Origin of the sequence: Bacteroides intestinalis (assembly GCF_003464595.1) — a bacterium.
GTDB lineage: Bacteria > Bacteroidota > Bacteroidia > Bacteroidales > Bacteroidaceae > Bacteroides > Bacteroides intestinalis_A.
This window is the reverse complement of the sequence record NZ_QRZF01000017.1, coordinates 38,934-63,269: the sequence shown is the minus strand read 5'-3', so window position 1 is coordinate 63,269 and position 24,336 is coordinate 38,934. Positions and strand designations below refer to the sequence as shown.

Sequence of the window (24,336 nt, the reverse complement as noted above, 5' to 3'; positions counted from 1 at the left end):
GGAAATATTTCGGGTGCCCCAAAACACAACTTGCCATGTTCGCTTGAACATAAAAGCAAGGCTTGGTAAATGATGAAAATTCCCCCCCAAAAAAAGCGAGTCAAAACAAAATTATGACCGGTAGATATTGGCTTATTGGTCATATATGATGATTGTACCAGTAACCCTACCAACCAACTGACTACTCTATCAGTCATCCTACCAGTCATTCACTCATTCACTCATCCACACATTCAGTCATTCCTACACTTATTCAGAAATATCCGCTATGACAGAGGACTAAAAAATAACGGAATTGCACGGCTTCCCAAACGCACGATGCCACAAATTCCGTGAAATATCGAAATAAGATAGACGGAGCGATATTAAAAAGGCAAAGAGAGGTAATCAACAGAAAATCTTTTCTGGAGGGAGCGCAGTTTGCCGTCTGCCTATTTCATTGTATTTCTAAAAAATATCCGTCCCAAGAAAATTAAGAACAGCTTGATAGACAGGTGGTTGATTTTTACCCCATTCTATATGCTGTTTTTTTTTAGGTATTTTATCCGACTTTTCCGTCAGTCGCTTGTTTCCGCTGCCGTCATCGTCCATTGTACAGACTTCGTTGAAAGGGAATAGGCGACTAACGGTTAGATTTCTTTAAATGGAGTTACAAATTTCCTTTTCCAAGTCTGTCAATTTACCGGAGAGTTTTTCCAAATCCTGACTTATCTTTTGGGCTGTTATCTTCGCATAGATTTGGGTGGTCTTTATATTGGTATGCCCTAACAGACGGCTAACGGTTTCAATAGGTACTCCGTTGGATAACAATATGGTAGTTGCTGCCGAATGGCGGCTTTGATGATATGTCAAGTGCGTCTTTATACCGCACAATTCGGCTATGGCTTTCAGTATTTTGTTGCAGGTCGTATTGCTCGGCATCGGGAACACCTTGTTATCTTTTGTCATACCTTCGTACTTCTCTATAATCTTCTTGGGAACATCCAACAGACGAATGTTTGATTCCGTATTGGTCTTCTTTCTTCGGGTGATAATCCAAAGGTTGTCATCAAAGAATATTTATAAATTGTCAGCGGTTAAGTTCTTCACATCGGAATACGCCAGCCCTGTGAACACCGAAAAGAGAAACAAGTCCCTTACAAGCTCGTGGGTCTTGTCGGGCATTTCAGTGTTCATAAGAGTATGTATCTCCTCTTTTGTGATATACCACTTTCGGGAGAGTTGATATACCCTGCAAAGGGATTGAACGGCAGACGGCCGTCATTCCTCGCTATCGAAATGATGTGCTTCAACACTATCATATAGCCCCAAATGGTGTTGGTGCGGCACTTCTTCACCGTGCGCAGGAAATACTCGAAGTCGTTGATGAACGTGAGGTTCAACTCTTTGAGGGGAATATCCTCACGCCTGTATGTATGGGGCAGGAACTCCCGTATATGCTTACAGACGGTTATATACCGTTGAAAAGTTCCTTTGGCTCTGCTATGTCCGACTTTCTTGGCAAACTCAGCATTGTGTTGCTCAAAGAGTTTTAGCAATGTTTCCTGTTTAATACCGATACCGAGATAGGTGTCTTTCAACTTAGCTGCCGTGACATATCCGTCATTACGCATCAATTCCTGATAATGTCGGTTCAAATCCACACGGATTTTGTCAACTTCATCATTGACTTTCTTTGCTTCGACACTTTTTCCTTTGGCTCTACCTGATTTGACATCCCACAGATGCTGCGGGATGTCCATCTTGCAACTGAACTGTTTTATCTCGCCGTCAATGGTCAGACGACACATCAACGGAGGATTTCCGTTCGGTTTTTCACTGCCTTTCTTCACATAGAAGAGGAGCTTGAAGGTACTTCTCACACTCACTGTTTTTAGATTACAAAATTAATTACCAGTGAGTTATCTGACACTATGAATAGTAATGCAAAACGGTGACAAATAGGTACTTGCAAGTTGAATTCAGCCCAATCATATAGTAATGATATGGTAACTGAAATATTGCACCATTTATCTACATTACCGCTTTCTTTCCATTTTATCAAGAGAAGAATATAGCGTAACATTCAATTTCTCAATCTGTTTGCTACGATTCGCTCTTTTTTACCCTCTCATTATGTGTTTATTTTAAATTCTACGATAAACTTCATCAAACGGTACTCTGCACCGTTCTCCCCAGATTCCTTTATTTCCGTCCCGTATTCCACAGGGGATAACCATATTTATTTCAGCACCATGAGGCAATTTCAGTATCCTTTTTAGCCGACGGCTATCCAAACCTTCCAGAGGACAAGTGTCATACCCTTCGTTTGCCATAGCAATCATAAACGTTTGGGCAGCGAGTGCACAAGATTTATGGGCAGTCACGCGCATATCATTTTCGGAGACTTCGAGCATCATCGGGCGGAAAATGCTGATGATGTTAACCAGTAGTTTTCTGAATAATCCCAAAATTCCAAAGAAACGGGCATAAACAAACGGCATCAATTTGCCATAGTATAATTCCCGGTCTTTGATGCGTTTGGCCTGACGCTCTTTCGGACTGTAACGCCGGATATTCTCCCGCTCGAAGTCAAGTACAAACCGCGCATGTTTCCTGTACCAATCACGCCGCACCACGAAAACAACTATTTGTGAAGCTGTAGAAGTGGCTTTCTGATCGAGACAGGCTCTTGAAACCTTTGCCAGCAATTCGGGCTGAGTGATATGATAAAACTCCCACAACTGCATATCCGAGCTGTTGGGAGCTAATGTTGCCAATTCCAGATAATGTTTTATTCTTTCCGGATCTATCAGTTTTGTTCTGTCATACGCTCGCACAGAGCGACGATAATGGAGGACTTCGTCTAAATTCATAATGCTGTAAATGTTATAATACTATTATACTTTTCCTTAGAGCTAAAAATCTTCAGAATATTCATAGAATTAATTCTATCTTAGTATAAGATTAAAACAGCCCCATAAGCTAATTGTTCCTCAACTAACCGGACTTTTCGTGTAATCAGAATGATCGATGTGCTGTATATCACTAATTCGTGATGAGATATTTAATTACGATGTCCTATATTCATTCGGTGAACATCCTATAATACGCTTAAACGCTTTACTGAAATATTGTGGATATTGATATCCCAAAGCGTAGGCTACATCACTGACTGATTTGTTCGGGTCGGCAAGCAATTCTTTTGCCGCATCCATTGTTTTTATCAGAATATATTCCTGTGCAGAAGAACCAGTCTCCTTCTTAATCAGATCTCCAAAATAATTTGCAGACAGATGCAGTTGGTCTGCACAATAAGCCACGGTTGGCGTACCGAATTTCGAGGGTTTGTCCGACGTGAAATAGTCGTTCAGCAACGCTTCGAAAGAACTAAGTGCATCTTTGTTCTCCTTTTTACGGGTTATGAACTGCCGGTCATAGAAACGGATGCAGTAGTTTAACAGCAATTCGATGGCCGAAGCGATAATCAGCTTGCTGTGTTTGTCCGTTGCTCCCTTGATCTCCTCGTCGATTTTCATCATACAATCTATCACAGTCTGCCGTTCCTGCTTAGAGAGATGCAAAGCTTCATTAACGGCATAGGAAAAGAACGTGTAATCCTGCATGTGGCGGCCAAGCGGTGTACCGTGTAACAATTCGGGCTGAAATGTCAGCCACCAACCTTTGGGCTGGAATGACTCTCCTGTATCGTCATTGCCAATGATCTGTCCCGGAGCGGCGAATACCAGTGTCTCTTCCTGAAAATCATAGAATTTACGGCCATACTTTATCACATCGGCGCACTTGATGTCCTTCAGATAAATGACATAGAAGCCAATGTTTTTGCAGACATGGCGCAACGATTTGATTTTGGAAGCGTCGATTACGCTTACCAACGGATGGGGAGTTTCTATACCCAGAAAATCATTGTAATCCTTGATCGTATTCAGCTTTATAATCTTCTCCATAACAGTGGATTTCATTGTTTTTACGCAAATATATAAAATATCTTCGGGCGATCTGTTTCAACCTGTAATAATTATCCGTGAAACCGTAATTTATACCCTATGGAACTTTCGGATAGCCCGTAATTTTGCATCATGGAAAAATAAATAGAAAAAAAGAACAGTGATACAAATAAATAATTCCGGACTTATGACTATTGATATGTTCAATAAATTGACGGGACATGAAACGCTGCATCCGCAGATTTGCATGATTGATCTGTCGAAAACGAATTTGAGTGAGGATATTCGGATAGTGTGTGATTTTTATGGGTTACTGTACTACAACTCTCCGAAGCAGAGCAAAGCGTCGGAAAAGGAATGGTTACGGCTGATTTATCCCGGTGAGGTGGTCGAGATACCCTCGAAGCAACACCGGCATGCCGACTACTATTCGGGTGTGCTTTTCCATCCCGACCTGTTGTGCGACACATCGCTTGAAAACCGTATCGAAACCTATCCGAAACGCTGCCGTTGCCGGGGTGTGCTGACAGAACATGAACAACAAATCATAACCGATAACCTGCGGGAGATTGGCGAAGAGTTGCACCATGCCATCGACCGTTATAGTGCATCGATCATCGCCTCACACATCGAATTGCTACTTAACTACTGCGTACGCTTTTGCAGTCAATAAAATAAAGAAGATGCAGCAAATCCGTAAAAATTATCCTTCAAACCGTAATTCATGACCGGTCGAAGCGAAAATTCCAGCCTAATTTTGCATCAGATAAAAACAGGAAATATAAAATGATAGAGATTATGGAAATAAAAACGAGAATTAGGATGACGCTGATCTGTATCCTTTTCGGATATGGAATCGCAGCCGCCCAAAACCCAAAAATGGAACAAGTTATGAACAGTAAACGGAAACACATTGCAGAGGTCGCCACCCTTACGGGTAAGGGAGACCTCGATAAACTGAAACCTGTCCTTATCGACGGATTAAATGACGGAATGACCGTGGGTGAACTCAAGGAAGTGATGGTACACGCCTACGCCTATTGCGGTTTCCCGCGTGCCTTGCGCGGACTACAAACCCTTGTTGTGGTACTCGATGAACGGAAAGCGAAAGGTATCGAGGATAACCGGGGTCGTGAAGCATCGCCGATAACTGATACCCGCAGCAAGTACGAACGCGGACGTGATATTCTTGCCGAAATTTCGGGTGCTCCGGCAGATGCGCCGAAAGCCAATTATGCTGTACTGGCTCCGGAAATCGAAGTATTCCTGAAAGAGCACCTCTTTGCTGACCTTTTTGAGCGGGATGTCCTGACATACGCCGAACGGGAACTGGTGACCGTTGCCGTGATCGCCTCTTTGGGCAAAGGCGTAGAGCCGATGCTAAAAGGGCACATGGGTATCGCACTGAATGTGGGCGTAACACCGGATGAATTACGTGGTGTGATGGCCATCATCGAAAAAAACATCGGTCGCAGCGAGGCTGATGCCGGCAAACTAATATTGAACGAATTGCTACAAAGTAAAGGAGTAATCGCTGATTCCCAAGCCCTGGCCGTGGCAGTGGAGAATGGCGTAAAGAAGCAGAAGGTAACGTTCCACAACCGTTTCCTTATTGATGTGGTTGGCGATCTTTATTTCCCTGCAAACTACGACCCTGCAAAGAAATATGCTGCCATCATCGTCGGTCATCCTTTCGGTGGTGTCAAGGAACAGACTTCGGGACTACATGCCCGTAAGTTGGCAGAATTCGGTTATGTGACATTGGCTTTTGATGCTTCCTATTATGGTGAGAGCGGCGGTTATCCGCGTCGTATCGAGTCGCCCGAGGTGCGGGTGGAAGATTTCAGTGCAGCGGTCGACTTCCTCACGAACCATCCGGCTGTTGATGCCGATAAGATTGGTGTCATTGGTATCTGTGGCGGAGGATGTTATTCCGTCAGCGCAGCGCAGATAGACCATCGCATCAAGGCGTTGGCAACGATCAGTATGTACGACATGGGACGTGCCCGCCGTCAGGGTGTGGGCGATTCCCAGACGTATGAACAACGTATGGCAATTCTCGATGAGATCGGTCGCCAGCGCACGGCGGAATATGGCGGAGTTGCACGTAAGGATATCCGTGCGCTACCCGAAAAAGTAGATGAAAACACACCGAAGTTTGCCATTGACTTCCTCGATTACTATGACAATCCGGAGCGTGGCCAGCATCCCAATTCTACGGGCTATTACTCCTACACGAGTCTTGCACCGATGATGAACTTCTTCCCGTTCGCACAGATCGAGACCATATCGCCACGACCGGTACTCTTCATCGTGGGAGAAAACGCTGTATCAGCTTACTTCTCGGAAGACGCATACGCAAAAGCAGTCGAACCGAAAGAGCTGTTTGTCGTACCCGGAGCAACACACGTAGATTTGTACGACCAGCCGGAGTATCTGAAAATCACGCTGCCCAAACTGGACACATTCTTTAAACAACATCTTAAATAACCATTTGAATATGAGAAAATTATTTTTTATTCCATTTTTGTTCCTTCCGCTGACGACTATGGCAGCTTGTTCTTCAGATGACACTCCTGCATCGCAGACGGAACAGTCGACAACTCCCGATGATCCTGACAATCCGTCCGGTAACAGTAAAACTCTCGTAGCCTACTTCTCCGCGCAGGGGCACACGCAAGCCGTAGCCGAACGAATTGTGGAACTTACCGGTGCTGACATATATCGCATTGAGGCGGCCGATCCGTATGCCGAAAATCCATACGATGACAGCGACCGTATTCAGAATGAGGCTTACAACGACCTGCGTCCCGGAGTGGAAAACCTACCCGATAAAGAAATTATCGCGCAATATGATACGATTTTCGTTGGCTCACCTTGCTGGTGGCATCAGCCTGCTATGGTGGTTTGCACATTCCTCGAAGCATACGATCTGAAAGATAAGGTTGTTATCCCGTTCTTCACTTATGGAGCTACAACCTATTTAAACGAATCAATGCAGAAGATTTATAAAGTAACCCCTGAGTCAAAGCATATTCCGAAAACGCTTCCCGAAGACCTCAATCCGGATGACATTACTACTCCCGGCCCGCCCGACGATGCAGGTATTGATATGCCAGGCAGTGCTAATGACACGGAGGCTTGGCTTCGGAGAATCGGAATCATCAAATAAAAAACATAAAATAAGGAAAAGATGAAAAAAGGAAATCTTCATGTACGGACTCCGGTTTTGATATCCTAAGAATACAGAAAATAAAATCTAAAGAGGGTATCAAAATAAAGCTTAGAACACAAATTACACGAATTACGCAAATAATTCATTTTTTATACTTCTGATAATCAGAGCTTATCTGATTTGTTATTTACGTAATTCGTAGAAGTGGCTTTTTGATCGAGTTCCGAATCTAGCTCCAAATAGTTTATTGTCTCGTTATGAATTTGGTTATTTTTCACCATTGTGTGAATGGCCGAAACAGACTATTTTTGCAAAAAATTAATCATTCATAATCTATTAAGCAATGAAAAGTAATACTATTTGTCAAGTAATTCTTGCAGGAAGCATCATATTGGCTTCTTGCCAATCTAACAATTCTGCCAAGCAAGATGAGTCTCAACAAACAATGAACGAAACAGTTATGAACAAAGTTACAGATTGCAAAATCAGTGCGGGAAACATCACTTTCACTAATGCCATCAATGGAGCTGAAAATTGCGTGAAACTGCTTGATGATGGCGCATTGGAATTCCATTGTGCCGAAGGACTGGATTTCTTCAGTGACCCGAATGGAAAACTGTCAAATACAACGCTTCCTATTCTGCTTGTCCCCGTTGAGAACACGAAACCTTTTACGTTAATAGCCAAGGTTACTCCGGAGTTTACAACAGAGGGATTGTATAATGCAGCCGACCTTTTTGTATATTCTTGTGATTCACTTTGGCAGAAACTGGCATTTGAACAGGATGAATACGGTAACCACCGTATTGTTACAGTAAGAACACAAGGAACATCCGATGATAATAATCATGATAAATTAGATGTTTCATCTGTTTACCTGAAGATTTCATCTGATACAAAAACCATTGCCAGCTATTATTCCATCGACAAGAAAAGATGGAACATGGTTCGTCTATACAAGAATTATTATCCAAAGAACATCTATTTGGGCATCAGCAGCCAGTGTCCTCAAAAAGGCAGCTGCACAAGTCGTTTTGAAGAAATTTCTTTGTCTCACGATAATGTTAGCGATTTCCGCTTGGGAGAATAAACTTTGAAAGTTATAAAAAAGAGTAAACACTTACCTTTTAAGGTGTGGGAATGACTGAAAAGCCCTCCCCACACCATTTAAACATTAGAACTATACTCTCCAAAAACTTATTTCGATAAAGTATAAGCAATTCCCAAGCTGATGATACCCGGACGTAGAGTAGCAGTGTTTCTTTGTGCATCGAGTACATCAAGCAAGCCTAATTTATAGGAAGCGCATACCTGCAAACCAAACCGAAATTCATACCCAACTGTCAGTGCAGCCCCGGCATTAAACCGCTTTAATGACGTATTGCCATCAACGTCCTGTTTATACAAATCCGTTTCAACTCCATTTGATTTACTCTTGGCATTTATTCCAAACTCTGCAAACGGACCGGCTCCAACCATGACGTTTCCATTGCCAATCTTCCATTTTCCAATACCATAAATAGTCATTTGTGTACCAATGTTCTTGATATCATGATTCACAAATTCCCGTTCAAGCATAGAAGTCCTGTAATACACAGAGAAGTCTTCTTGTATGGCGAAATGAGATGATACTCTAAGCCCGATAAAACCTCCAACTGAACCGCCAATCCCCATTTTACTTTTCGTTCCCTTCATGTCTGACAAAAAGAAATTGGATGCATTGGCTTCTATTTTGGGACCGGCATACATCTTTGACATCAGTTTTTTCACAAATCCCTGCCCCTTTACTTGTGTCAGACTGAGAGAAAACATCAAAAGGACAAATAAAATTTTTTCTTTATACATATCTTGTTTTAAATTTTATGGTTTATAGTTGATGAAATCACATTTATTGCCCTTTCCGGATCAATCTCGTACAATTGTCTCATCATTTTAGAATCTTCGCCTATATAAATCGTAGCATTTTCCTTCTCCACTGCTGTTATAATAATACGGGCTGCCACATTCGGTTGTAAGGCATTTTTTGCATTCTCCAATGTCGCATCGTCTGCAATTTCAGAATTTTTCTTAATATCCGTGTTCATTGCTCCCGGAAAAACCGTGATAACTTTAACGTTCGTACTTCGCAGTTCAATGTTAAGACTTTCCGACAACATCTTAACCGCTGCTTTTGATGCTCCATAGATGGATTGCCCCGGAATAGGAAGAAATCCGCCCATACTTGAAACGTTTACTAGCATTGCATTTGGACGTTTTTTCAAGTGCGGGAGAAAAGATTGAATCATGTTCAGTGTTCCCCAAAAATTCACGTTAAAAATGCGTTTGGCGACATCATGGGCAATAAATTCCGTATGGAGAAAAGGCTGAATGATGCCAGCATTGTTTATCACTCCATCTATGTCACTGCATGATAAGATGTTATTTGCCAAGCAATTCACTGCCCGGGTATCAGCAATGTCAGTCACTGCATAAGTAAAACGTTTGTGGCTTCCGGTCAGACGGTATGTCTCTTTCAGTCCATCCTCATTTATATCAACTGCTATCACATAACAGCCTTTTTCTAATAAGGTAAGAATAAGCTCACGCCCCATACCACTGCCACCTCCGGTGACTAAGATTCTTTTGTCTTTTAATTCCATAATCAATGTATTTTTATTTTCGACTGCAAAACTACAGGCTTATAAAACATTAGAGACAATACATAGAGTGCATAAAAAGGTATAAAGGTCGTATCATACTTGTATATACCCAGAAATACATCTATTTTTGCAGTAAATTATACGCATTACAAAAAGATATGGAAAGTTATATAGACTGGAAGCATGCAATAAAGGATGTTGCTATGAAATCAATCGGCGAGGACTTCATTATAATGGACGCCCCTGTATTGACGGATATTCCCCTTGAGCCATTTAAAGCGAATGTGACGACAATAGTATTGTGCCAAGAAGGTTATTTGGATGGTGAAATAGGTTTAGAGCGCTTCACGGCCCATGCCCCAAGTCTTGTTGTTCTGCTTGCGGACAAAGTACTGGAGATGAAATCCATTAGTAGGGACTTCAAGGGGCAAGTCCTGATAATGTCGAAACGTTTTACGGACAATCTGTTGCTGGAGATAAAAGACCGTCTACCACTTACCATGTCGGTAGAGAACAAGCCTTGCCAGCCGTTAAGCGAAGAGGCAACACACAGTTTGGAGAATTATTTCTCCATGATGAAAAAAGCAATGCAGATGAAAGAAAATCCTCACAGATCAGAAGTAGCAAGGCACTTGATGCTTGCTTTCATGTACGGACTCCGGTTTTATTTCCATTCGGAAGCTAACAACCCTAAAACGCATAACGAACAGCTTGTGGAAAGTTTTTTGGCATTGGTGAAGCAATATTTCTATAAGGAACGTATGTTGAAATTCTACGCCGACAAACTGTGCCTGACCAGTAAACATATAGCGAAAGTAATCAAAGACACGACAGGAAAAGCAGCCAATGAATGGATTGACGACCATGTTATCCTCGAAGCGAAAGCGTTGCTGAAGTCAACAGACATGACAATCCAACAAGTCAGTGATATACTGTGCTTTGACAATCCTTCTTTCTTCACGAAATACTTCAAGAGACACATGGGGATGACACCCAAAGAATACAGACTGTGAAATCATAAAAGCATTCTGTTTAAGAATGTTTTTATGATTTCTGCAACACGCTTTAAATCATTCATTTACAACTTTTCTCAGAAAAACCCACTCCAAGGCATCAAAAGAGTACAATACTTCCCGCACTACATCCTATCTTTGCAATGTCATCAGAAATAAATGATGGCAAGTGAACCTTATTTTTTTAACCAATTAAACTTTAACTATTATGGCTTTAGAGTATGTAGTGACCAAAAGAGTGTTTGGCTTTGACGACACAAAGACAGAGAAGTACGTAGCGAAATCTGTACGTTCGGGACAGATGAGTTTTAGTAAAACGTGTGCAAAGGTTAGTCGACTTTGCGGAATCCACCGAAAGGTAGTAGATTTAGTAGTCAGCGGTCTGGTTGATATGATGGCGGAGGATATTGATGACGGAAAAAGTGTTCAATTAGGAGAGTTCGGCATCTTCCGCCCCACCATTAAGGCTAAAAGTGCGGATACAGCGGAAGGTGTAACGGCAAGTAATATAGTGCGCAAGCGTATTGTATTTACTCCGGGAAAGATTTTCCAACGTACTTTGGGAGAAATGAGCGTGACACGTTCTATTCCCGTTGATACAGATTATACGGACGGAAGCAGTTCTGGTGGTAACGGCAGTGGTGGAAATCAGGGCGGTGACGGCGGTTTGGATGAAAATCCATTAGGATAAATCTCCTTATCAGAGTGAAAAGTGAGTTGTGAAGTTCTTTCGCTACTCACTTTTCTGCTACTATAAAAATTTCACAGCTCGATGTAAAATCATTCTTGCCGAGTAGTTCTTTATAAATAGATATTTTACGAAATCCTACCTTTTTCAATATACTTGTTATTTCTTCCTCCGAATAATACCTTTCCCAAATGATGAAATGTTTGGCTGTGTCTTCAAGTATCAGGTTATATTGATATGCAAAAGCTTTGTTCTCCGGATAATGAAATGTCTGGCTTAGAAGTAAATATTCACTTTCATTCCAGAACCCACCGCAAGGGGCATATTCCCAATTCCGGCTTTCCTGTCTGTCATCAATAATCCCTTCCGAGAAAATATCAAAAATGAGAACGCCTCCATCAGCCAGCGAAAGATATATATTGTCCAGCAATCGGTCGCGATCACTATCCGGATGGGTTCCCATATCACAATAGATCATGGTGATTGCATCGTACTTACCCATAGAATAATTATTGATGTAGTCACCCAAAATATAGTTGATTTCCTCCCGTTTTCCAATGGCATATTCTATAGAAGCTTTATTAAAATCAATGCCCGTCACCATATAATCCTTATCTGCTAAAAGCGATGTGTACAGTCCCGGACCGCAACCTAAATCAAGCAAATGACTTTGGGGCTTTGTGTGCTGGAGTATGAAATCCACTATCTTCAGAACTGATTCCTGCTTCCGGCTTGCACCATCAGATTGCGGATCAAGGTGATCTTTTAATATCTGCTGCTGAATATACGGGTCGGTCCAAATATTATGAGCGGACTTTTCAAATAAAACAGGTTTATGATCTATGATTCTCATGCTTTCTTGTAGATAGTCTTTCATATTATTCATTAATAGCTCATTGGCAAACAAATATCTGCTTTTCCGAATGATCACAAAATGCTTCTTCTTCAAAACTGCCAAACTTATGAAGAATTTTAAAACCGTTCCATTCCAGGTATGAATCTAACTCTTGAGGAAAGAATAACCTCATATCCAAATTCTGAACCGAATCAAACTCACCATTAATGAAATAGTGCCATTCTATGCGATTTATCTGAGTTTTGCTCTCGTATCGCATAATCTGCTTTATCAATACTTCTCTCCCATCTTTGGTGGTATATTCAGCAATTTCTATTGGTTCTTTTTCATGTTCTACAATGTATTGGATATTGGGATTAAAACAATCTAACAAAAATATGCCTCCTGCTTTGAGATGATTTTTAATCACACGTAATGCTTTAAACAAATCTTCATTTTGATATAAATGATGGATCGAATTGAAAGGAATAAAGACAAGGTCATATTTCTTCTTTAAGTCGAGAGTTCTGATGTCAGCCTCAATAAATTCTATTTCTAATCCTGCTCCGGCAGCTTTTGTTTTCGCTTGTTCAAGCATAGAAGCAGTGTAGTCTACCCCGCTGATATCATATCCTTCCTGTGCTATCGGAATAGTAAGTCTGCCTGTACCGCAACAAAGTTCAAGTATACAGGCATCCTTGTTTTTAGGCAGCCATCGCTTGTAAAATAGCAAATCATCTATGTGGGTATTCATTCCATCATAAATATTCGCATCATAAATTAAATCCCCAACTTTATAATTGCTATTCATCTGACTCTTCAATATCTGGTGAGTACTAATATTTACTGTTAAACATACAAAGGTAGTACTATTTATCGTGTTTTTTCCTATCTTTGCAGCTATTCTTAAGAGAACTATAGATGTATTACAATAACCTGTTTACTACAAACAATCCCCCGGTAGCAGTCTAAAAGCTGAGCAACCGGATTCCATTTATATCATTTTCCTACCTTTCAAGGGTATTGGAATAGAAGGATTATGCCTATTCCTTTTCAAGGTTGTTCAGCCAAATCTTTTGGTTTTATTAATATAAAAACAACTTTGAAATGAAAAATCTGAAATACATTTTCATGGTTCTGCTCGGTGGAACCATGTATGGTACGATGTCTTCCTTTGTGAAACTATCGTACACAAAAGGCTTCAATGCCGCTGAAATATCTTTTTGGCAGGCTTTTATCGCCGCCTTATTACTTGCAATATATGCTTTTTCCACAAGAAAGAATATCAAGGGTAAGTTGACCTTCGGCAATTTTATATTCTTACTTTTTACAGGCAGTGCTATCGGACTAACGAATTTCTTTTATTATGAATCCGTAAGTTACATCTCGGCATCATTGGCTATCGTCATCCTTATGCAGTTCACATGGTTCAGCCTGTTGTTGGAATGGCTTATATTTAAAAGCAAACCGTCCAAACCCGAATTGATTACTGTTTCATTTATCTTGGTCGGAACGATAATGGCTGGAAATATCCTTGGGGCAGAAGCATGGGAGTTTTCGATGAAAGGTGTCCTGTTTGCATTAAGCTCTTCACTCACTTATACCGTGTATATCATAGCCAACAGTCGGGTTAGCAAGAGTGTTCGTTGGCAAACTAAAAGCATGGTTATAATGATGGGATCTTCATTGTGTCTATTTTCAATAAACAGTGAAATAATTCTGTCAAGTGATTATCTAAATGACAAATTTTTCTGTTGGGCTATATTTCTTGCCGTTGTGGGCACGACTGTTCCGACAGCCTTGTTTGCCTCCGGCATTTCAAAGATTGGTGCCGGTATCAGTTCTATACTAATGACTGTAGAGCTTCCCGTTGCCATTATTTGTGCAAGAATAGTGTTGAAAGAGCAAATAGGTTCCCTGCAAGTTGTTGGAATAGTGATTATGCTTGCATCTATTTGCATAATGAATTATTATAAAGTTTATAAATTTAAAAGGTGAATATATAGGTTTTACGATAATAAGATAAAAAAAGAATCGCACGGTATTTGGGGTAAAGTATTGGTTCTTATTTAGATAAAAATGTATATTAATATTTTCCTCCGAATTATTCGTTTAAAGGTACCGAAAGGGGACAATCTCCCTTGTGCCATATAGTACCTTTGCAAAGTCATCTGAAACAAATGACAACAGTAAACCTTATTTTTTTAACCTATTAAACTTTAATTATTATGGCTTTAGAGTATGTAGTGACCAAGAGAGTGTTTGGCTTTGACGACACAAAGACTGAGAAGTATGTAGCAAAATCTGTACGTTCGGGACAAATGAGTTTTAGTAAAACGTGTGCAAAGGTCAGCCGACTTTGCGGAGTCCATCGAAAAGTGGTAGACTTGGTAGTCAGCGGTCTGGTTGATATGATGGCGGAGGATATTGATGACGGAAAGAGCGTTCAATTGGGAGAGTTCGGCATCTTCCGCCCCACCATTAAGGCCAAAAGCGCAGATACTGCGGAAGGAGTTACGACAAGCAATATAGTACGTAAGCGTATTGTATTCACTCCGGGGAAGATTTTCCAACGTACTTTGGGAGAAATGAGCGTAACCCGCGCCATTCCCATCGATACAGATTATACGGATGGAAGCAGTTCCGGTGGTAACGGTAGCGGCGGCAACCAAGGAGGTGACGGTGGTATAGAGGATGATCCGTTAGGATAATGCCAAATTAAAGTAGCGAAAGAACTTCGCTACTTTTTTTGTTTCCATACCTATTTATATGGATAATATCTCTTATTTTTGCACATATTATAACTATAAATAGGTAATATGGAAACATCAAAAGTCTACTACACAGACCTGCGTACCTCTCCTACTTCCAATCTTCTGGATAAGATGGAGCGTCTGGTAAAGCGGGCAGGTATTGAACAGCTACCCTTAAAAGACAGTTTTGTCGCTATCAAGATTCACTTCGGTGAGCCGGGAAACCTTGCTTATCTTCGCCCGAACTACGCGGCTCGCATGGCAAACCTATTGCGCAACAATGGTGCAAAACCTTTCTTGACGGACTGTAACACACTATATTCAGGCCGTCGTGCCAATGCCGTCGATCACCTGCAAAGCGCAATGGAAAACGGTTATAATCCTATATCCGCCCAATGTCAGGTTATCATCGGAGATGGATTGAAAGGTACGGATTGCCGGGAAATTCCCTTGAACGGTGAGTACTGTGCCGCCCCTAAGATTGGTACTGCCATAGCCGATGCGGATATTATCATCAGCATGAATCACTTTAAAGGGCACGAACAAGCCGGTTTTGGCGGAGCTTTAAAGAATTTAGGCATGGGCTGTGCCAGCGTAGCCGGAAAATTGGAACTACATTCGGCCTCTCAACCCAAAATAGATACGGGAAGTTGCATCGGCTGCAATATCTGCGTGAAGCACTGTGCACACGACGCCGTACATCTGAATGCAGGACGCAAAGCAGAAATAGATTACGCGAAATGCGTAGGTTGCGGGCAGTGTGTCGCCTTGTGCCAGTATGACGGCGCCATTATGGGCGATGAAGATACGTCCGAACGCTTAAACTATAAGATTGCCGAATATTCACTGGCCGTAGTGAAAGATAAGCCCAACTTCCACATCAGTTTTATAATGAATGTATCTCCGGAATGTGACTGTTGGAATCATAATGATGCCGCCATTGTACCCGACCTCGGTATTCTGGCTTCTACAGACCCGGTGGCTCTGGATAAAGCGTGCGCGGATATGGTGATCCAGGCTCCTATACTGCACACGGGTAACCGCCTTTCTGCCGGACATGAGCACGATGATTTGTGCGGCCATGACAAGTTCCACATGATGCACCCGGATACGGACTGGCTGGCTGGATTGCGCCATGCGGAAAAGATCGGATTGGGCAATATGCAATATGAATTGGTGAAGATTTAAACCTTTTCCGTCCGAAAGAGTCTTAATATAAATCTAGCGATACAAAACCTGTAAGGATTGAGACAAATCCTCAAACAAAATGAGCGCTCATCTCCTACTTTTGTATCTTGAAGAAACATAATAATAACAAATTAAAATCTAATCATTGAATAATGGAAACATCTGCTAAACTCTACTCTTTGTCGTTCAGTAACGTGAAGACCTATTTGTTTGCATTCTTATTTGTTGCAGGAAATATAGCATTGCCGCAGCTTTGCCATCTGGTTCCCATGGGCGGACCGACTTTGCTGCCTATCTATTTCTTTACACTGATTGCTGCCTATAAATTCGGTTTCCGTGTAGGACTGCTTACAGCTTTACTTTCTCCGGTGATTAATCATTTACTGTTTGGTATGCCCGCTGCCGCTGCATTGCCTGTATTGCTGATAAAATCCGGTTTGCTTGCAGGAGCCGCTGCATTTGCCGCACGATATACAAAGAAGATATCCTTAGTTGCATTGCTTGGTGTGATTCTTGCTTACCAGGTGATAGGCACTGCTTTTGAATGGGCTATATGTGGTAACTTCTTCCTGGCCGTACAAGATTTCCGTATCGGTATTCCGGGTATGCTGATCCAATGGTTCGGTGGTTACGCTCTGCTGAAAGCTATTTCCAAACTTTAATAATAGACTATCTCCCATAACAATATGGCAAAAACAATGGAAGAAGTGCTGGAACGCTTCCGCACAATTGAATTCCACGATGATTTTGATATGATCGTGGCTATTGCTAATGGCGGTATCGTTCCGGCAGGTATCATCAACCAGCGATTGCAAAAAGAAGTGCATCTGCTACGTATCAATTTGCGAGATGAATACCAGCATCCGAAGTACGATGCACCCCAGTTGCTCGCTCCGGTTGACTTTGATTTTAAAGATAAAAGCATCTTATTGGTAGATGACCGTATTAAGACAGGCTCTACCATTCGTCTGGCGTGCGAATTACTGAAAGAGGCACGTCTGATAAAAACATTCGCAGTCAATGGTACGGCAGATTATGCCTTGTTTGATGAGACGTGTTTTAAGTTCCCATGGATACTATGAATAATTGATAATTAATAGATTAATAATCTGAAGGGCCTATGGATAGAAGGGATTTCTTAAAGACTCTGGCGGTAACGGGGGCGGTGATGACCGTGCAACGTTCCGAAGCAATGGACATACTGGCGCAAAAGCTGACAAATGCTGGCGGCGGTAAGGTGGATCTGGTAGCTGTGATGGGTGGAGAACCGGAAGCGATGTTCAGGCGTGCTATTACAGAAATGGGTGGCATGAAACAATTTATCAAACCGGGACAAAAGGTAGTGGTTAAACCGAATATTGGTTGGGATAAAGTACCCGAACTGGCCGGTAATACGAATCCGAAACTGGTTGCGGAAATTGTGAAGCAATGTCTTGCCGCAGGTGCCAAGGAAGTTACGGTTTTTGATCATACTTGTGATGACTGGCAGAAGTGCTACAAGAACAGCGGCATTGAAGAAGCTGCCAAAGCTGCGGGTGCCAAGGTTATGCCGGCTCATCTGGAAAGCTACTACAAACCAGTCTCATTGCCCAAAGGCGTACGCATGAAAAGTGCCAAGGTACACGAAGCTATTCTGAACAGTGATGTATGGATCAATGTGCCCATCCTGAAAAACCATGGCGGCGCCAACTTGACGATTTCCATGAAGAACCACATGGGTATTGTCTGGGATCGCGGTTTCTTCCATTCCAACGACTTGCAGCAATGTATTGCCGATATCTGCACAATGGATAAGAAAGCAGTACTGAATGTGGTGGATGCCTATCGCGTTTTGAAAACCAATGGTCCGCGTGGACGTTCTGCTTCGGATGTGGTATTGACCAAAGGATTATTTATTTCACAGGATATTGTGGCCGTAGATACGGCTGCCACCAAATTCTTTAACCAAGTTCGCGAAATGCCGCTTGAAAGTGTAGCTCACCTTGCTAACGGGCAGGCATTGAAGATTGGAACGATGGATTTGGATAAGCTGAATGTGAAGCGTATCAAGCTTTAATTCAAGCGATATAAAGTATACACACTTATGTTGAGAAAAGCACGTATTATATTGTCCGTTGTTATCTTCGGGCTGATAACCTTTTATTTTCTGGATTTTGCGGAAATATTGCCAAATAGTTTCCACAGACTGGCACATATACAGTTTGTGCCGGCATTGATGTCACTCAGTTTTATTATCCTGGCAGTGCTGATACTGATTACCTTGTTATTGGGACGTATCTATTGCTCTACAATTTGTCCGATGGGTATCTTTCAGGATATAGTGACCTGGATTTCTAAAAAAACAGCAAAGAAAAAGAAACGTTTCCGCTACTCGCCTGCCAGGAATATACTGCGCTGGGGAGTATTGGGTGTAACGGCGATAGCTTTTCTTTTCGGATTTACGGTCATTTTAGGTCTGCTCGATCCTTACAGCGCTTTCGGACGTATGACGGTCAATGTGTTTAAACCTGTGTATATGTTAGGGAACAATTTGCTGGAAAGCATATTTTCAAGTTTTAATAACTATACTTTCTATCAGGTGGACGCTTCTCTTCTGAGTATCTCGTCCTTTGTTATCGGACTGTTGACGTTCTTGGTGGTTGGCTTTCTGGCATGGAAATACGGACGTACCTGGTGCAACACAATATGCCCGGTAGGTACGCTGCTTGGCTTTCTAAGCCGCTTCTCACTATTTAAAGTACGTATCGATACAGAAAAATGCAATCATTGCGGACTGTGTGCCACTAAATGCAAAGCCTCATGTATTAATAGTCCGGAACAGACTATTGACTACAGTCGTTGCGTAGATTGTTTCGATTGTCTGGGTGAATGTCGTCAGAACGCACTTAGTTATACCACTCCCCTCAAAACAGAGAAACAGGTGACTGACACTTCCAAACGCCGTTTTTTACTTGCCGGGCTGACAACTGCCGCTGCAACTCCCAAAGTAATGGCACAAGCCCAGAACGTAGCAGCTGCGGCAGCCGGAATGAAAAGTGATAAACGTCAGACGCCTATAACACCGCCGGGATCTATCAGTCTGGAACATTTTCAGGCACATTGCACCTCGTGCCACCTGTGTGTCAGCAAATGCCCCTCTCATGTACTGAAGCCTGCTTTTATGGAGTATGGTTTAGGGGGAATGATGCAACCGACCGTTTTCTTTGAAAAGGGTTTCTGTAATTTTGATTGTACCGTATGCGGGGATGTTTGTCCGAATGGAGCTATCCTGCCACTGACGAAAGAGCAGAAACACCTGACACAGATGGGTAAAGTTGTCTTCATCGAGGAAAACTGCATCGTCTACCGCGACGGAACCAGTTGTGGGGCTTGTTCGGAACATTGTCCTACGCAAGCTCTGTCGATGATTCCTTTCAAGGACGGATTGACAATTCCTCATATAGATACGGAAATTTGTGTAGGTTGTGGCGGTTGTGAATACGTCTGCCCTGCCCGCCCCTTCCGCGCCGTATACATCGAAGGAAATGCCGTACAGCAAGAGGCTAAACCCTTCACCGATAATCATCAGGAAGAAATTCAGGTAGATGATTTTGGCTTTTGATTAAATATTTTCCCGATTCCCACTGACGCCTGTCTTCGATTGTATAAATTGGGGGCAGGCGTTGCTTTTTCTCTATACTTAGCACATTTTTCTCCCTTTTTACTTTCAACCTACGATAAAATCACTAATTTCGTGGCGAACAAATATATGGTAGATTTTTTACATGGAGGCAACATCAAATAATTGGTTTACGAACAAATATCCTATAGGATATGCTTTGAGCGGTGGTTTTATCAAGGGTTTCGCACATCTGGGCGTGATGCAGTCATTGTTGGAACATGACATCAAACCTAATATCCTTTCGGGAGTAAGCGCAGGGGCTTTGGCAGGCGTGTTTTATGCAGACGGTAACGAACCGCATAAAGTGCTGGATTACTTCTCCGGGCATAAGTTCCAGGATCTGACCAAATTAGTCATCCCGAAAGTGGGATTGTTCGAGTTAGGCGAATTTATTGATTTCCTGAAAACCAATCTGAAAGCAAAGACGATGGAAGAATTGCAAATACCTCTCATCATCACTGCAACCGACCTCGATCACGGACGTGTGGTGCATTTCCACAAAGGGAATATTGCCGAACGTGTGGCGGCTTCCTGTTGTATGCCTGTCCTTTTCTCTCCTGTAAAAATAGAAGGAACGCATTATGTAGATGGTGGGGTGTTTATGAACTTACCTGTATCTACCATCCGACGTGTTTGCAGCAAAGTGGTGGCAGTAAATGTTAGTCCGCTACTGGCGAACAAATATAAGATGAATATTGTAAGTATTGCCATGCGTTCCTACCACTTCATGTTCCGTGCCAATACGTTCCCCGAACGGGAAAAAGCGGATTTATTAATAGAACCGTATAACCTGGATGGATACAGCAATACCGAACTGGAAAAAGCAGAAGAAATATTTATGCAGGGATACAATGCCGCTAACGCTCTTCTGGATCAGTTGAAAGCGGATCAGGGAACCATCTGGAAAGATGAAAGTAATTATCAAATCATAAAATAAAAATAGAATGGGGAAAGATGAAAAAATGATTATCTATCAAGTGTTTACGCGCTTGTTTGGTAACAATCATAATCACTGCATCAATAACGGGAACATAACAGAAAACGGATGCGGTAAAATGGCGGACTTTACAGCCAAGGCACTCAATGAAATAAAGAAGTTGGGAGCTACCCATATTTGGTATACCGGTATCATAGAACATGCCACGCAAACGGATTATCGCCGTTACAACATACGTCCCGATCATCCGGCTATTGTTAAGGGAAAAGCAGGCTCTCCTTATGCCATCAAGGATTATTATGACGTGGATCCGGACTTGGCAAACGATGTACAGGAACGTATGAAGGAATTTGAAAATCTGGTACAACGTACTCATCGTAGCGGTCTGAAAGTCATTATCGATTTTGTTCCGAATCACGTTGCCCGCCAATATCATTCGGATGCACAACCTGACGGAACTTCACAGTTGGGTGCAAATGATGATCCTAATTACGCTTTCAGCCCATATAATAATTTTTACTATATCCCTCAATCCGAATTGCATGGTCAGTTTGATATGAAAGGATCGGCTGCGGAACCTTATAAAGAATGTCCTGCCAAGGCTACGGGAAACAATCGTTTCGATGCTTATCCCAATATCACCGACTGGTACGAAACCGTGAAGCTGAATTATGGAGTGGACTATCAGAATGGTGGAACCTGTCACTTCAATCCCACTCCGGACACCTGGACAAAGATGCTGGATATCCTTCTTTTCTGGGCAGACAAGAATATCGACGGTTTTCGTTGTGATATGGCTGAAATGGTTCCGGTTGAATTCTGGGAATGGGTGATTCCGCAAGTGAAAGAAAAGCATCCTGACTTGTTATTCATTGCAGAGGTTTATAATCCGGCAGAATATCAGAATTACATTTTCCGCGGAAAATTTGATTATCTATATGATAAGGTAGGACTTTATGATACGCTTCGCAATGTGATTTGCGGCTATGATTCGGCTACGGCCATTACCCGTTCCTGGCAAAGTCTGGGTGGCATTGAGAAACGGATGCTGAATTTCCTGGAGAACCATGACGAACAGCGCATTGCTTCTGATTTCTTCGCCGGCAATCCGCGTAAAGCCATTCCGGGACTGATTGTTTCAGCTTGTATGAATACCAATCCGATGATGATTTATTTCGGGCAGGAATTCGGTGAACTGGGCATGGATAGCGAAGGTTTCAGTGGCAGAGATGGGCGTACTACTATTTTTGATTATTGGAGTGTAGATACCATACGTCGTTGGCGGAATGGTGGGAAGTTCGATGGCAAGATGCTGACGGAAGACCAAAAACACATCTATAGTATCTACCAACGCATCCTGACGCTTTGCAACAAAGAAAAAGCAATCACTGAAGGAGAATTCTTCGATCTGATGTATGCCAACGCAAATGGCTGGCGCTTCAATGAGCATAAACAATACACATTCTTGCGCAAAGCTGGAAAAGAGTTATTGTTCATTATCGTGAACTTTGACCACATTTCAGTAGATGTAGCTATCAATGTGCCTTCTCATGCCTTTGACTTCCTGCAAATACCGCAGATGGATATTTATCCGGCGGTAGATTTGCTAACCGGAAAGACGGAAAGTATTAGTTTACTGCCTTATAAGGCTACGGAAATTTCTGTAGAAGGATATAGTGGAAAGATATTGAAAATCAAGTTATAATAAGATTTTCACCACGGAGTAACACAGAGTTCCACAGAGTAATCTTTATTCGAAAGAATCCTTATTACTCTGTGGAACTCTGTGTTACTCCGTGGTGCTTTCTCCTTCCAGTTTTTCCTTCAGTCTGTACAGACGCGTAATGGCCGGATTGTAAAACTCATCCGGATAATGCGCTTTGATATCGTTTATATTTGCCACTACGTATTGTCTAAGATTCACAATATTTTCGGCCTCACTTAGTTGTAACTCTTTGGGTAACTGTGCGTTCTCAGCCCACTTCATCAAGGCATTCACACTTTCTTCATCATACTTATATTCCATATGTTCGTATAATTTTTCTACAAAGATATAAACAAATGATAAAAACACACATACCCCTTCGAACTTTTTCTGTGGAGACGTGTTATATTATTGTGTTTTTCATAGTATTAGATATAAGATTAATTAAAGGAGACTGTACCCGCTTGTGATAAGTAAGTACATCAAAAACAGAAGCGTCTGTTTGATTGATAAATGTGTAAGGAGCATCGGTTTACCAGAGCCGATGCTTTTTTTGTCCCTGTTTGTAGCATGTTAGGAAAATTATGCGTAATTTTGTCAGATAATAAGGAAAATACCAATATGAACATCCCTGTTATTTTTCAATTCTTAAAAGAAGTGTCCGCTAACAATAACCGCGAATGGTTCAATGCTCACAAGGACTTGTATGAAGAAGCCCGTGGGGAATTTGAGAACCTGTTATCGGCTATAATTACCCGTATCTCGCTTTTCGATGAAAGTATTCGTGGCGTTCAAGTCAAAGACTGTACTTACCGGATTTATCGTGATACGCGCTTTTCGCAGGACAAGACCCCGTATAAAACTCATTTGGGCGGATACATCAACGCCCGCGGTAAGAAATCAGACCACTGCGGTTACTATGTTCACATTGAACCGGGCAACTGTCTGTTGGCAGGTGGTAGCTATTGCCTGCCTCCTAAGACGCTGAAAGCCGTGCGACAGGCAGTGTATGATAACATAGACGAATTTCGCGGTATAGTTGAAAATCCGGATTTCAAGCAATACTTCCCGGTAATAGGCGAAGACTTCCTGAAAACAGCTCCCAAAGGGTTTCCAAAGGATTTTGAATATGTACAATATCTGAAATGCAAGGAATATACCTGTTACTGCAATCAACCGGACAGCTTCTTTCTGGCACCCGATTGCGTGGATCGTACGGCGGAAATCTTCAAGCAAATGAAACCTTTTGCTGATTTCCTGAACTACACGATTGACGACTTTGAATAAAATTTGATAATAATATAACTAACTTAAAACATTAAAGCTATGGTAGTAGATAGATTAGAAAATTTAGAAAAATATGCATCGTTGAACCCCTTGTTCGCCCAAGCTATTGAATTCTTGCAATCGCATGACTTGAACGCGATGGAAGTTGGCAAAACCGAACTGAAAGGTAAAGACCTGGTTGTAAACGTAGCTCAAACTACCCCTAAAGCTAAAGAACAAGCCAAACTGGAAACACACAATGAATTTATAGATATCCAGATTCCTCTCTCCGGTGCGGAAGTAATGGGCTATACCGCAGGAAAAGATTGCGTACCGGCTGATGCTCCCTACAATGCAGAGAAAGATATTACTTTCTTCGAAGGACTGGCTGAAACTTATATCACTGTAAAACCTGGAATGTTTGCTATATTCTTCCCTCAAGACGGACATGCTCCCGGCATTTCTCCCGACGGTGTGAAGAAAGTCATTGTGAAAGTGAAAGCATAATAATCCAATCAATCAAAAACTC

Annotated in this window: 24 protein-coding genes and 1 pseudogene; 17 read left to right on the top strand and 8 right to left on the bottom strand. The window is 42.0% G+C overall.

Translation table 11 applies throughout. The features are described 5' to 3' along the window. Nucleotides 1-639: 639 nt before the first annotated feature. The 3 genes and pseudogenes from DWW10_RS19395 to DWW10_RS19385 form a co-directional block, all read right to left on the bottom strand. A pseudogene (locus DWW10_RS19395) lies at nt 640-1,862 on the bottom strand (site-specific integrase). A 264-nt stretch (nt 1,863-2,126) separates the two neighbouring features. Continuing rightward, nucleotides 2,127-2,855 (bottom strand): nitroreductase family protein, encoded by a 729-nt coding sequence (locus tag DWW10_RS19390; protein ID WP_022392317.1) that lies wholly within the window; start codon nt 2,853-2,855, stop codon nt 2,127-2,129. Between the two features lie 195 nt (nt 2,856-3,050). Continuing rightward, the gene (locus DWW10_RS19385) at nt 3,051-3,947 is read right to left on the bottom strand and encodes a helix-turn-helix domain-containing protein (RefSeq protein ID WP_118422150.1); all 897 of its coding nucleotides are present in this window, start codon (nt 3,945-3,947) and stop codon (nt 3,051-3,053) included. 187 nt (nt 3,948-4,134) lie between these two features. On the opposite strand from DWW10_RS19385, the gene DWW10_RS19380 reads away from it, so the two are divergent. The 4 genes from DWW10_RS19380 (at nt 4,135) to DWW10_RS19365 (ending at nt 8,212) form a co-directional block, all read left to right on the top strand. Next, nucleotides 4,135-4,620, top strand: coding sequence for a transcriptional regulator (locus DWW10_RS19380; protein ID WP_182021473.1), 486 nt, complete (start codon nt 4,135-4,137; stop codon nt 4,618-4,620). A gap of 125 nt (nt 4,621-4,745) precedes the next feature. Further along, nucleotides 4,746-6,437, top strand: coding sequence for an alpha/beta fold hydrolase (locus DWW10_RS19375; protein WP_118422149.1), 1,692 nt, complete (start codon nt 4,746-4,748; stop codon nt 6,435-6,437). Between the two features lie 10 nt (nt 6,438-6,447). Next, nucleotides 6,448-7,119: a flavodoxin gene (locus DWW10_RS19370; protein ID WP_118422118.1), complete on the top strand. Its 672-nt coding sequence runs from the start codon at nt 6,448-6,450 to the stop codon at nt 7,117-7,119. A gap of 346 nt (nt 7,120-7,465) precedes the next feature. Next, nucleotides 7,466-8,212 (top strand): DUF1349 domain-containing protein, encoded by a 747-nt coding sequence (locus tag DWW10_RS19365; protein WP_022392703.1) that lies wholly within the window; start codon nt 7,466-7,468, stop codon nt 8,210-8,212. A gap of 107 nt (nt 8,213-8,319) precedes the next feature. Here DWW10_RS19365 and DWW10_RS19360 read toward each other — a convergent pair whose 3' ends face one another. Both DWW10_RS19360 and DWW10_RS19355 read right to left on the bottom strand, forming a co-directional pair. Further along, nucleotides 8,320-8,967, bottom strand: coding sequence for an outer membrane beta-barrel protein (locus DWW10_RS19360; protein ID WP_118422117.1), 648 nt, complete (start codon nt 8,965-8,967; stop codon nt 8,320-8,322). An 8-nt stretch (nt 8,968-8,975) separates the two neighbouring features. Next, nucleotides 8,976-9,761 carry an SDR family NAD(P)-dependent oxidoreductase gene (locus DWW10_RS19355; RefSeq protein ID WP_118422116.1) on the bottom strand — a complete coding sequence of 262 codons (786 nt, stop codon included), beginning with the start codon at nt 9,759-9,761 and terminating at the stop codon, nt 8,976-8,978. Nucleotides 9,762-9,919: 158 nt separating this feature from the next. On the opposite strand from DWW10_RS19355, the gene DWW10_RS19350 reads away from it, so the two are divergent. Both DWW10_RS19350 and DWW10_RS19345 read left to right on the top strand, forming a co-directional pair. Next, nucleotides 9,920-10,774: a helix-turn-helix domain-containing protein gene (locus DWW10_RS19350; protein ID WP_118422115.1), complete on the top strand. Its 855-nt coding sequence runs from the start codon at nt 9,920-9,922 to the stop codon at nt 10,772-10,774. 208 nt (nt 10,775-10,982) lie between these two features. Further along, entirely contained in the window at nt 10,983-11,465 is a 483-nt protein-coding gene (locus DWW10_RS19345) for an HU family DNA-binding protein (protein ID WP_118422114.1), read from the top strand. 46 nt (nt 11,466-11,511) lie between these two features. Here DWW10_RS19345 and DWW10_RS19340 read toward each other — a convergent pair whose 3' ends face one another. Next, complete coding sequence (locus tag DWW10_RS19340; protein WP_259320508.1) at nt 11,512-12,339, bottom strand: class I SAM-dependent methyltransferase; 828 nt, start codon at nt 12,337-12,339, stop codon at nt 11,512-11,514. A 16-nt stretch (nt 12,340-12,355) separates the two neighbouring features. After that, nucleotides 12,356-13,108 (bottom strand): class I SAM-dependent methyltransferase, encoded by a 753-nt coding sequence (locus tag DWW10_RS19335; protein ID WP_118422113.1) that lies wholly within the window; start codon nt 13,106-13,108, stop codon nt 12,356-12,358. A 296-nt stretch (nt 13,109-13,404) separates the two neighbouring features. Here DWW10_RS19335 and DWW10_RS19330 point away from each other — a divergent pair, with 296 nt between their 5' ends. The 9 genes from DWW10_RS19330 to DWW10_RS19290 all read left to right on the top strand — a co-directional run bounded on the left by DWW10_RS19330 (nt 13,405) and on the right by DWW10_RS19290 (nt 22,541). Beyond that, nucleotides 13,405-14,295: an EamA family transporter gene (locus tag DWW10_RS19330; RefSeq protein WP_118422112.1), complete on the top strand. Its 891-nt coding sequence runs from the start codon at nt 13,405-13,407 to the stop codon at nt 14,293-14,295. Nucleotides 14,296-14,525: 230 nt separating this feature from the next. Next, the gene (locus DWW10_RS19325) at nt 14,526-15,008 is read left to right on the top strand and encodes an HU family DNA-binding protein (RefSeq protein ID WP_118422111.1); all 483 of its coding nucleotides are present in this window, start codon (nt 14,526-14,528) and stop codon (nt 15,006-15,008) included. Between the two features lie 108 nt (nt 15,009-15,116). Further along, nucleotides 15,117-16,238 (top strand): DUF362 domain-containing protein, encoded by a 1,122-nt coding sequence (locus DWW10_RS19320; RefSeq protein ID WP_022210096.1) that lies wholly within the window; start codon nt 15,117-15,119, stop codon nt 16,236-16,238. Between the two features lie 152 nt (nt 16,239-16,390). Next, the gene (locus tag DWW10_RS19315) at nt 16,391-16,900 is read left to right on the top strand and encodes a hypothetical protein (protein ID WP_007214052.1); all 510 of its coding nucleotides are present in this window, start codon (nt 16,391-16,393) and stop codon (nt 16,898-16,900) included. A 24-nt stretch (nt 16,901-16,924) separates the two neighbouring features. Continuing rightward, nucleotides 16,925-17,320, top strand: coding sequence for a phosphoribosyltransferase (locus DWW10_RS19310; protein WP_029328588.1), 396 nt, complete (start codon nt 16,925-16,927; stop codon nt 17,318-17,320). A 38-nt stretch (nt 17,321-17,358) separates the two neighbouring features. Further along, the gene (locus DWW10_RS19305; RefSeq protein WP_007218418.1) at nt 17,359-18,294 is read left to right on the top strand and encodes a DUF362 domain-containing protein; all 936 of its coding nucleotides are present in this window, start codon (nt 17,359-17,361) and stop codon (nt 18,292-18,294) included. 27 nt (nt 18,295-18,321) lie between these two features. After that, nucleotides 18,322-19,839 carry a 4Fe-4S binding protein gene (locus DWW10_RS19300; RefSeq protein WP_118487242.1) on the top strand — a complete coding sequence of 506 codons (1,518 nt, stop codon included), beginning with the start codon at nt 18,322-18,324 and terminating at the stop codon, nt 19,837-19,839. Between the two features lie 163 nt (nt 19,840-20,002). After that, a complete protein-coding gene (locus DWW10_RS19295; RefSeq protein ID WP_022210100.1) occupies nt 20,003-20,836 on the top strand; it encodes a patatin-like phospholipase family protein in 834 nt (277 codons plus the stop codon). A 7-nt stretch (nt 20,837-20,843) separates the two neighbouring features. Continuing rightward, nucleotides 20,844-22,541 (top strand): alpha-amylase family protein, encoded by a 1,698-nt coding sequence (locus tag DWW10_RS19290; protein ID WP_007214046.1) that lies wholly within the window; start codon nt 20,844-20,846, stop codon nt 22,539-22,541. A gap of 84 nt (nt 22,542-22,625) precedes the next feature. On the opposite strand, the gene DWW10_RS19285 is transcribed toward DWW10_RS19290, so the two are convergent. Beyond that, a complete protein-coding gene (locus DWW10_RS19285) occupies nt 22,626-22,862 on the bottom strand; it encodes a DUF6965 family protein (RefSeq protein WP_022393546.1) in 237 nt (78 codons plus the stop codon). A 300-nt stretch (nt 22,863-23,162) separates the two neighbouring features. Here DWW10_RS19285 and DWW10_RS19280 point away from each other — a divergent pair, with 300 nt between their 5' ends. Both DWW10_RS19280 and DWW10_RS19275 read left to right on the top strand, forming a co-directional pair. Continuing rightward, entirely contained in the window at nt 23,163-23,828 is a 666-nt protein-coding gene (locus tag DWW10_RS19280; protein ID WP_007218413.1) for a DUF2461 domain-containing protein, read from the top strand. 39 nt (nt 23,829-23,867) lie between these two features. Continuing rightward, on the top strand, nt 23,868-24,314 hold the full coding sequence (locus DWW10_RS19275; protein WP_007214042.1) for a NanQ anomerase/TabA/YiaL family protein: 447 nt from the start codon (nt 23,868-23,870) through the stop codon (nt 24,312-24,314). Nucleotides 24,315-24,336 lie beyond the last annotated feature (22 nt).

Bases quoted from the DNA above. Each gene is read 5' to 3' on its own strand.
- DWW10_RS19390 (WP_022392317.1), bottom strand. From the start codon at position 2,855: ATGAATTTAGACGAAGTCCTCCATTATCGTCGCTCTGTGCGAGCGTAT.
- DWW10_RS19385 (WP_118422150.1), bottom strand. From the start codon at position 3,947: ATGGAGAAGATTATAAAGCTGAATACGATCAAGGATTACAATGATTTT.
- DWW10_RS19380 (WP_182021473.1), top strand. From the start codon at position 4,135: ATGACTATTGATATGTTCAATAAATTGACGGGACATGAAACGCTGCAT.
- DWW10_RS19375 (WP_118422149.1), top strand. From the start codon at position 4,746: ATGGAAATAAAAACGAGAATTAGGATGACGCTGATCTGTATCCTTTTC.
- DWW10_RS19370 (WP_118422118.1), top strand. From the start codon at position 6,448: ATGAGAAAATTATTTTTTATTCCATTTTTGTTCCTTCCGCTGACGACT.
- DWW10_RS19365 (WP_022392703.1), top strand. From the start codon at position 7,466: ATGAAAAGTAATACTATTTGTCAAGTAATTCTTGCAGGAAGCATCATA.
- DWW10_RS19360 (WP_118422117.1), bottom strand. From the start codon at position 8,967: ATGTATAAAGAAAAAATTTTATTTGTCCTTTTGATGTTTTCTCTCAGT.
- DWW10_RS19355 (WP_118422116.1), bottom strand. From the start codon at position 9,761: ATGGAATTAAAAGACAAAAGAATCTTAGTCACCGGAGGTGGCAGTGGT.
- DWW10_RS19350 (WP_118422115.1), top strand. From the start codon at position 9,920: ATGGAAAGTTATATAGACTGGAAGCATGCAATAAAGGATGTTGCTATG.
- DWW10_RS19345 (WP_118422114.1), top strand. From the start codon at position 10,983: ATGGCTTTAGAGTATGTAGTGACCAAAAGAGTGTTTGGCTTTGACGAC.
- DWW10_RS19340 (WP_259320508.1), bottom strand. From the start codon at position 12,339: ATGAAAGACTATCTACAAGAAAGCATGAGAATCATAGATCATAAACCT.
- DWW10_RS19335 (WP_118422113.1), bottom strand. From the start codon at position 13,108: ATGAATAGCAATTATAAAGTTGGGGATTTAATTTATGATGCGAATATT.
- DWW10_RS19330 (WP_118422112.1), top strand. From the start codon at position 13,405: ATGAAAAATCTGAAATACATTTTCATGGTTCTGCTCGGTGGAACCATG.
- DWW10_RS19325 (WP_118422111.1), top strand. From the start codon at position 14,526: ATGGCTTTAGAGTATGTAGTGACCAAGAGAGTGTTTGGCTTTGACGAC.
- DWW10_RS19320 (WP_022210096.1), top strand. From the start codon at position 15,117: ATGGAAACATCAAAAGTCTACTACACAGACCTGCGTACCTCTCCTACT.
- DWW10_RS19315 (WP_007214052.1), top strand. From the start codon at position 16,391: ATGGAAACATCTGCTAAACTCTACTCTTTGTCGTTCAGTAACGTGAAG.
- DWW10_RS19310 (WP_029328588.1), top strand. From the start codon at position 16,925: ATGGCAAAAACAATGGAAGAAGTGCTGGAACGCTTCCGCACAATTGAA.
- DWW10_RS19305 (WP_007218418.1), top strand. From the start codon at position 17,359: ATGGATAGAAGGGATTTCTTAAAGACTCTGGCGGTAACGGGGGCGGTG.
- DWW10_RS19300 (WP_118487242.1), top strand. From the start codon at position 18,322: ATGTTGAGAAAAGCACGTATTATATTGTCCGTTGTTATCTTCGGGCTG.
- DWW10_RS19295 (WP_022210100.1), top strand. From the start codon at position 20,003: ATGGAGGCAACATCAAATAATTGGTTTACGAACAAATATCCTATAGGA.
- DWW10_RS19290 (WP_007214046.1), top strand. From the start codon at position 20,844: ATGGGGAAAGATGAAAAAATGATTATCTATCAAGTGTTTACGCGCTTG.
- DWW10_RS19285 (WP_022393546.1), bottom strand. From the start codon at position 22,862: ATGGAATATAAGTATGATGAAGAAAGTGTGAATGCCTTGATGAAGTGG.
- DWW10_RS19280 (WP_007218413.1), top strand. From the start codon at position 23,163: ATGAACATCCCTGTTATTTTTCAATTCTTAAAAGAAGTGTCCGCTAAC.
- DWW10_RS19275 (WP_007214042.1), top strand. From the start codon at position 23,868: ATGGTAGTAGATAGATTAGAAAATTTAGAAAAATATGCATCGTTGAAC.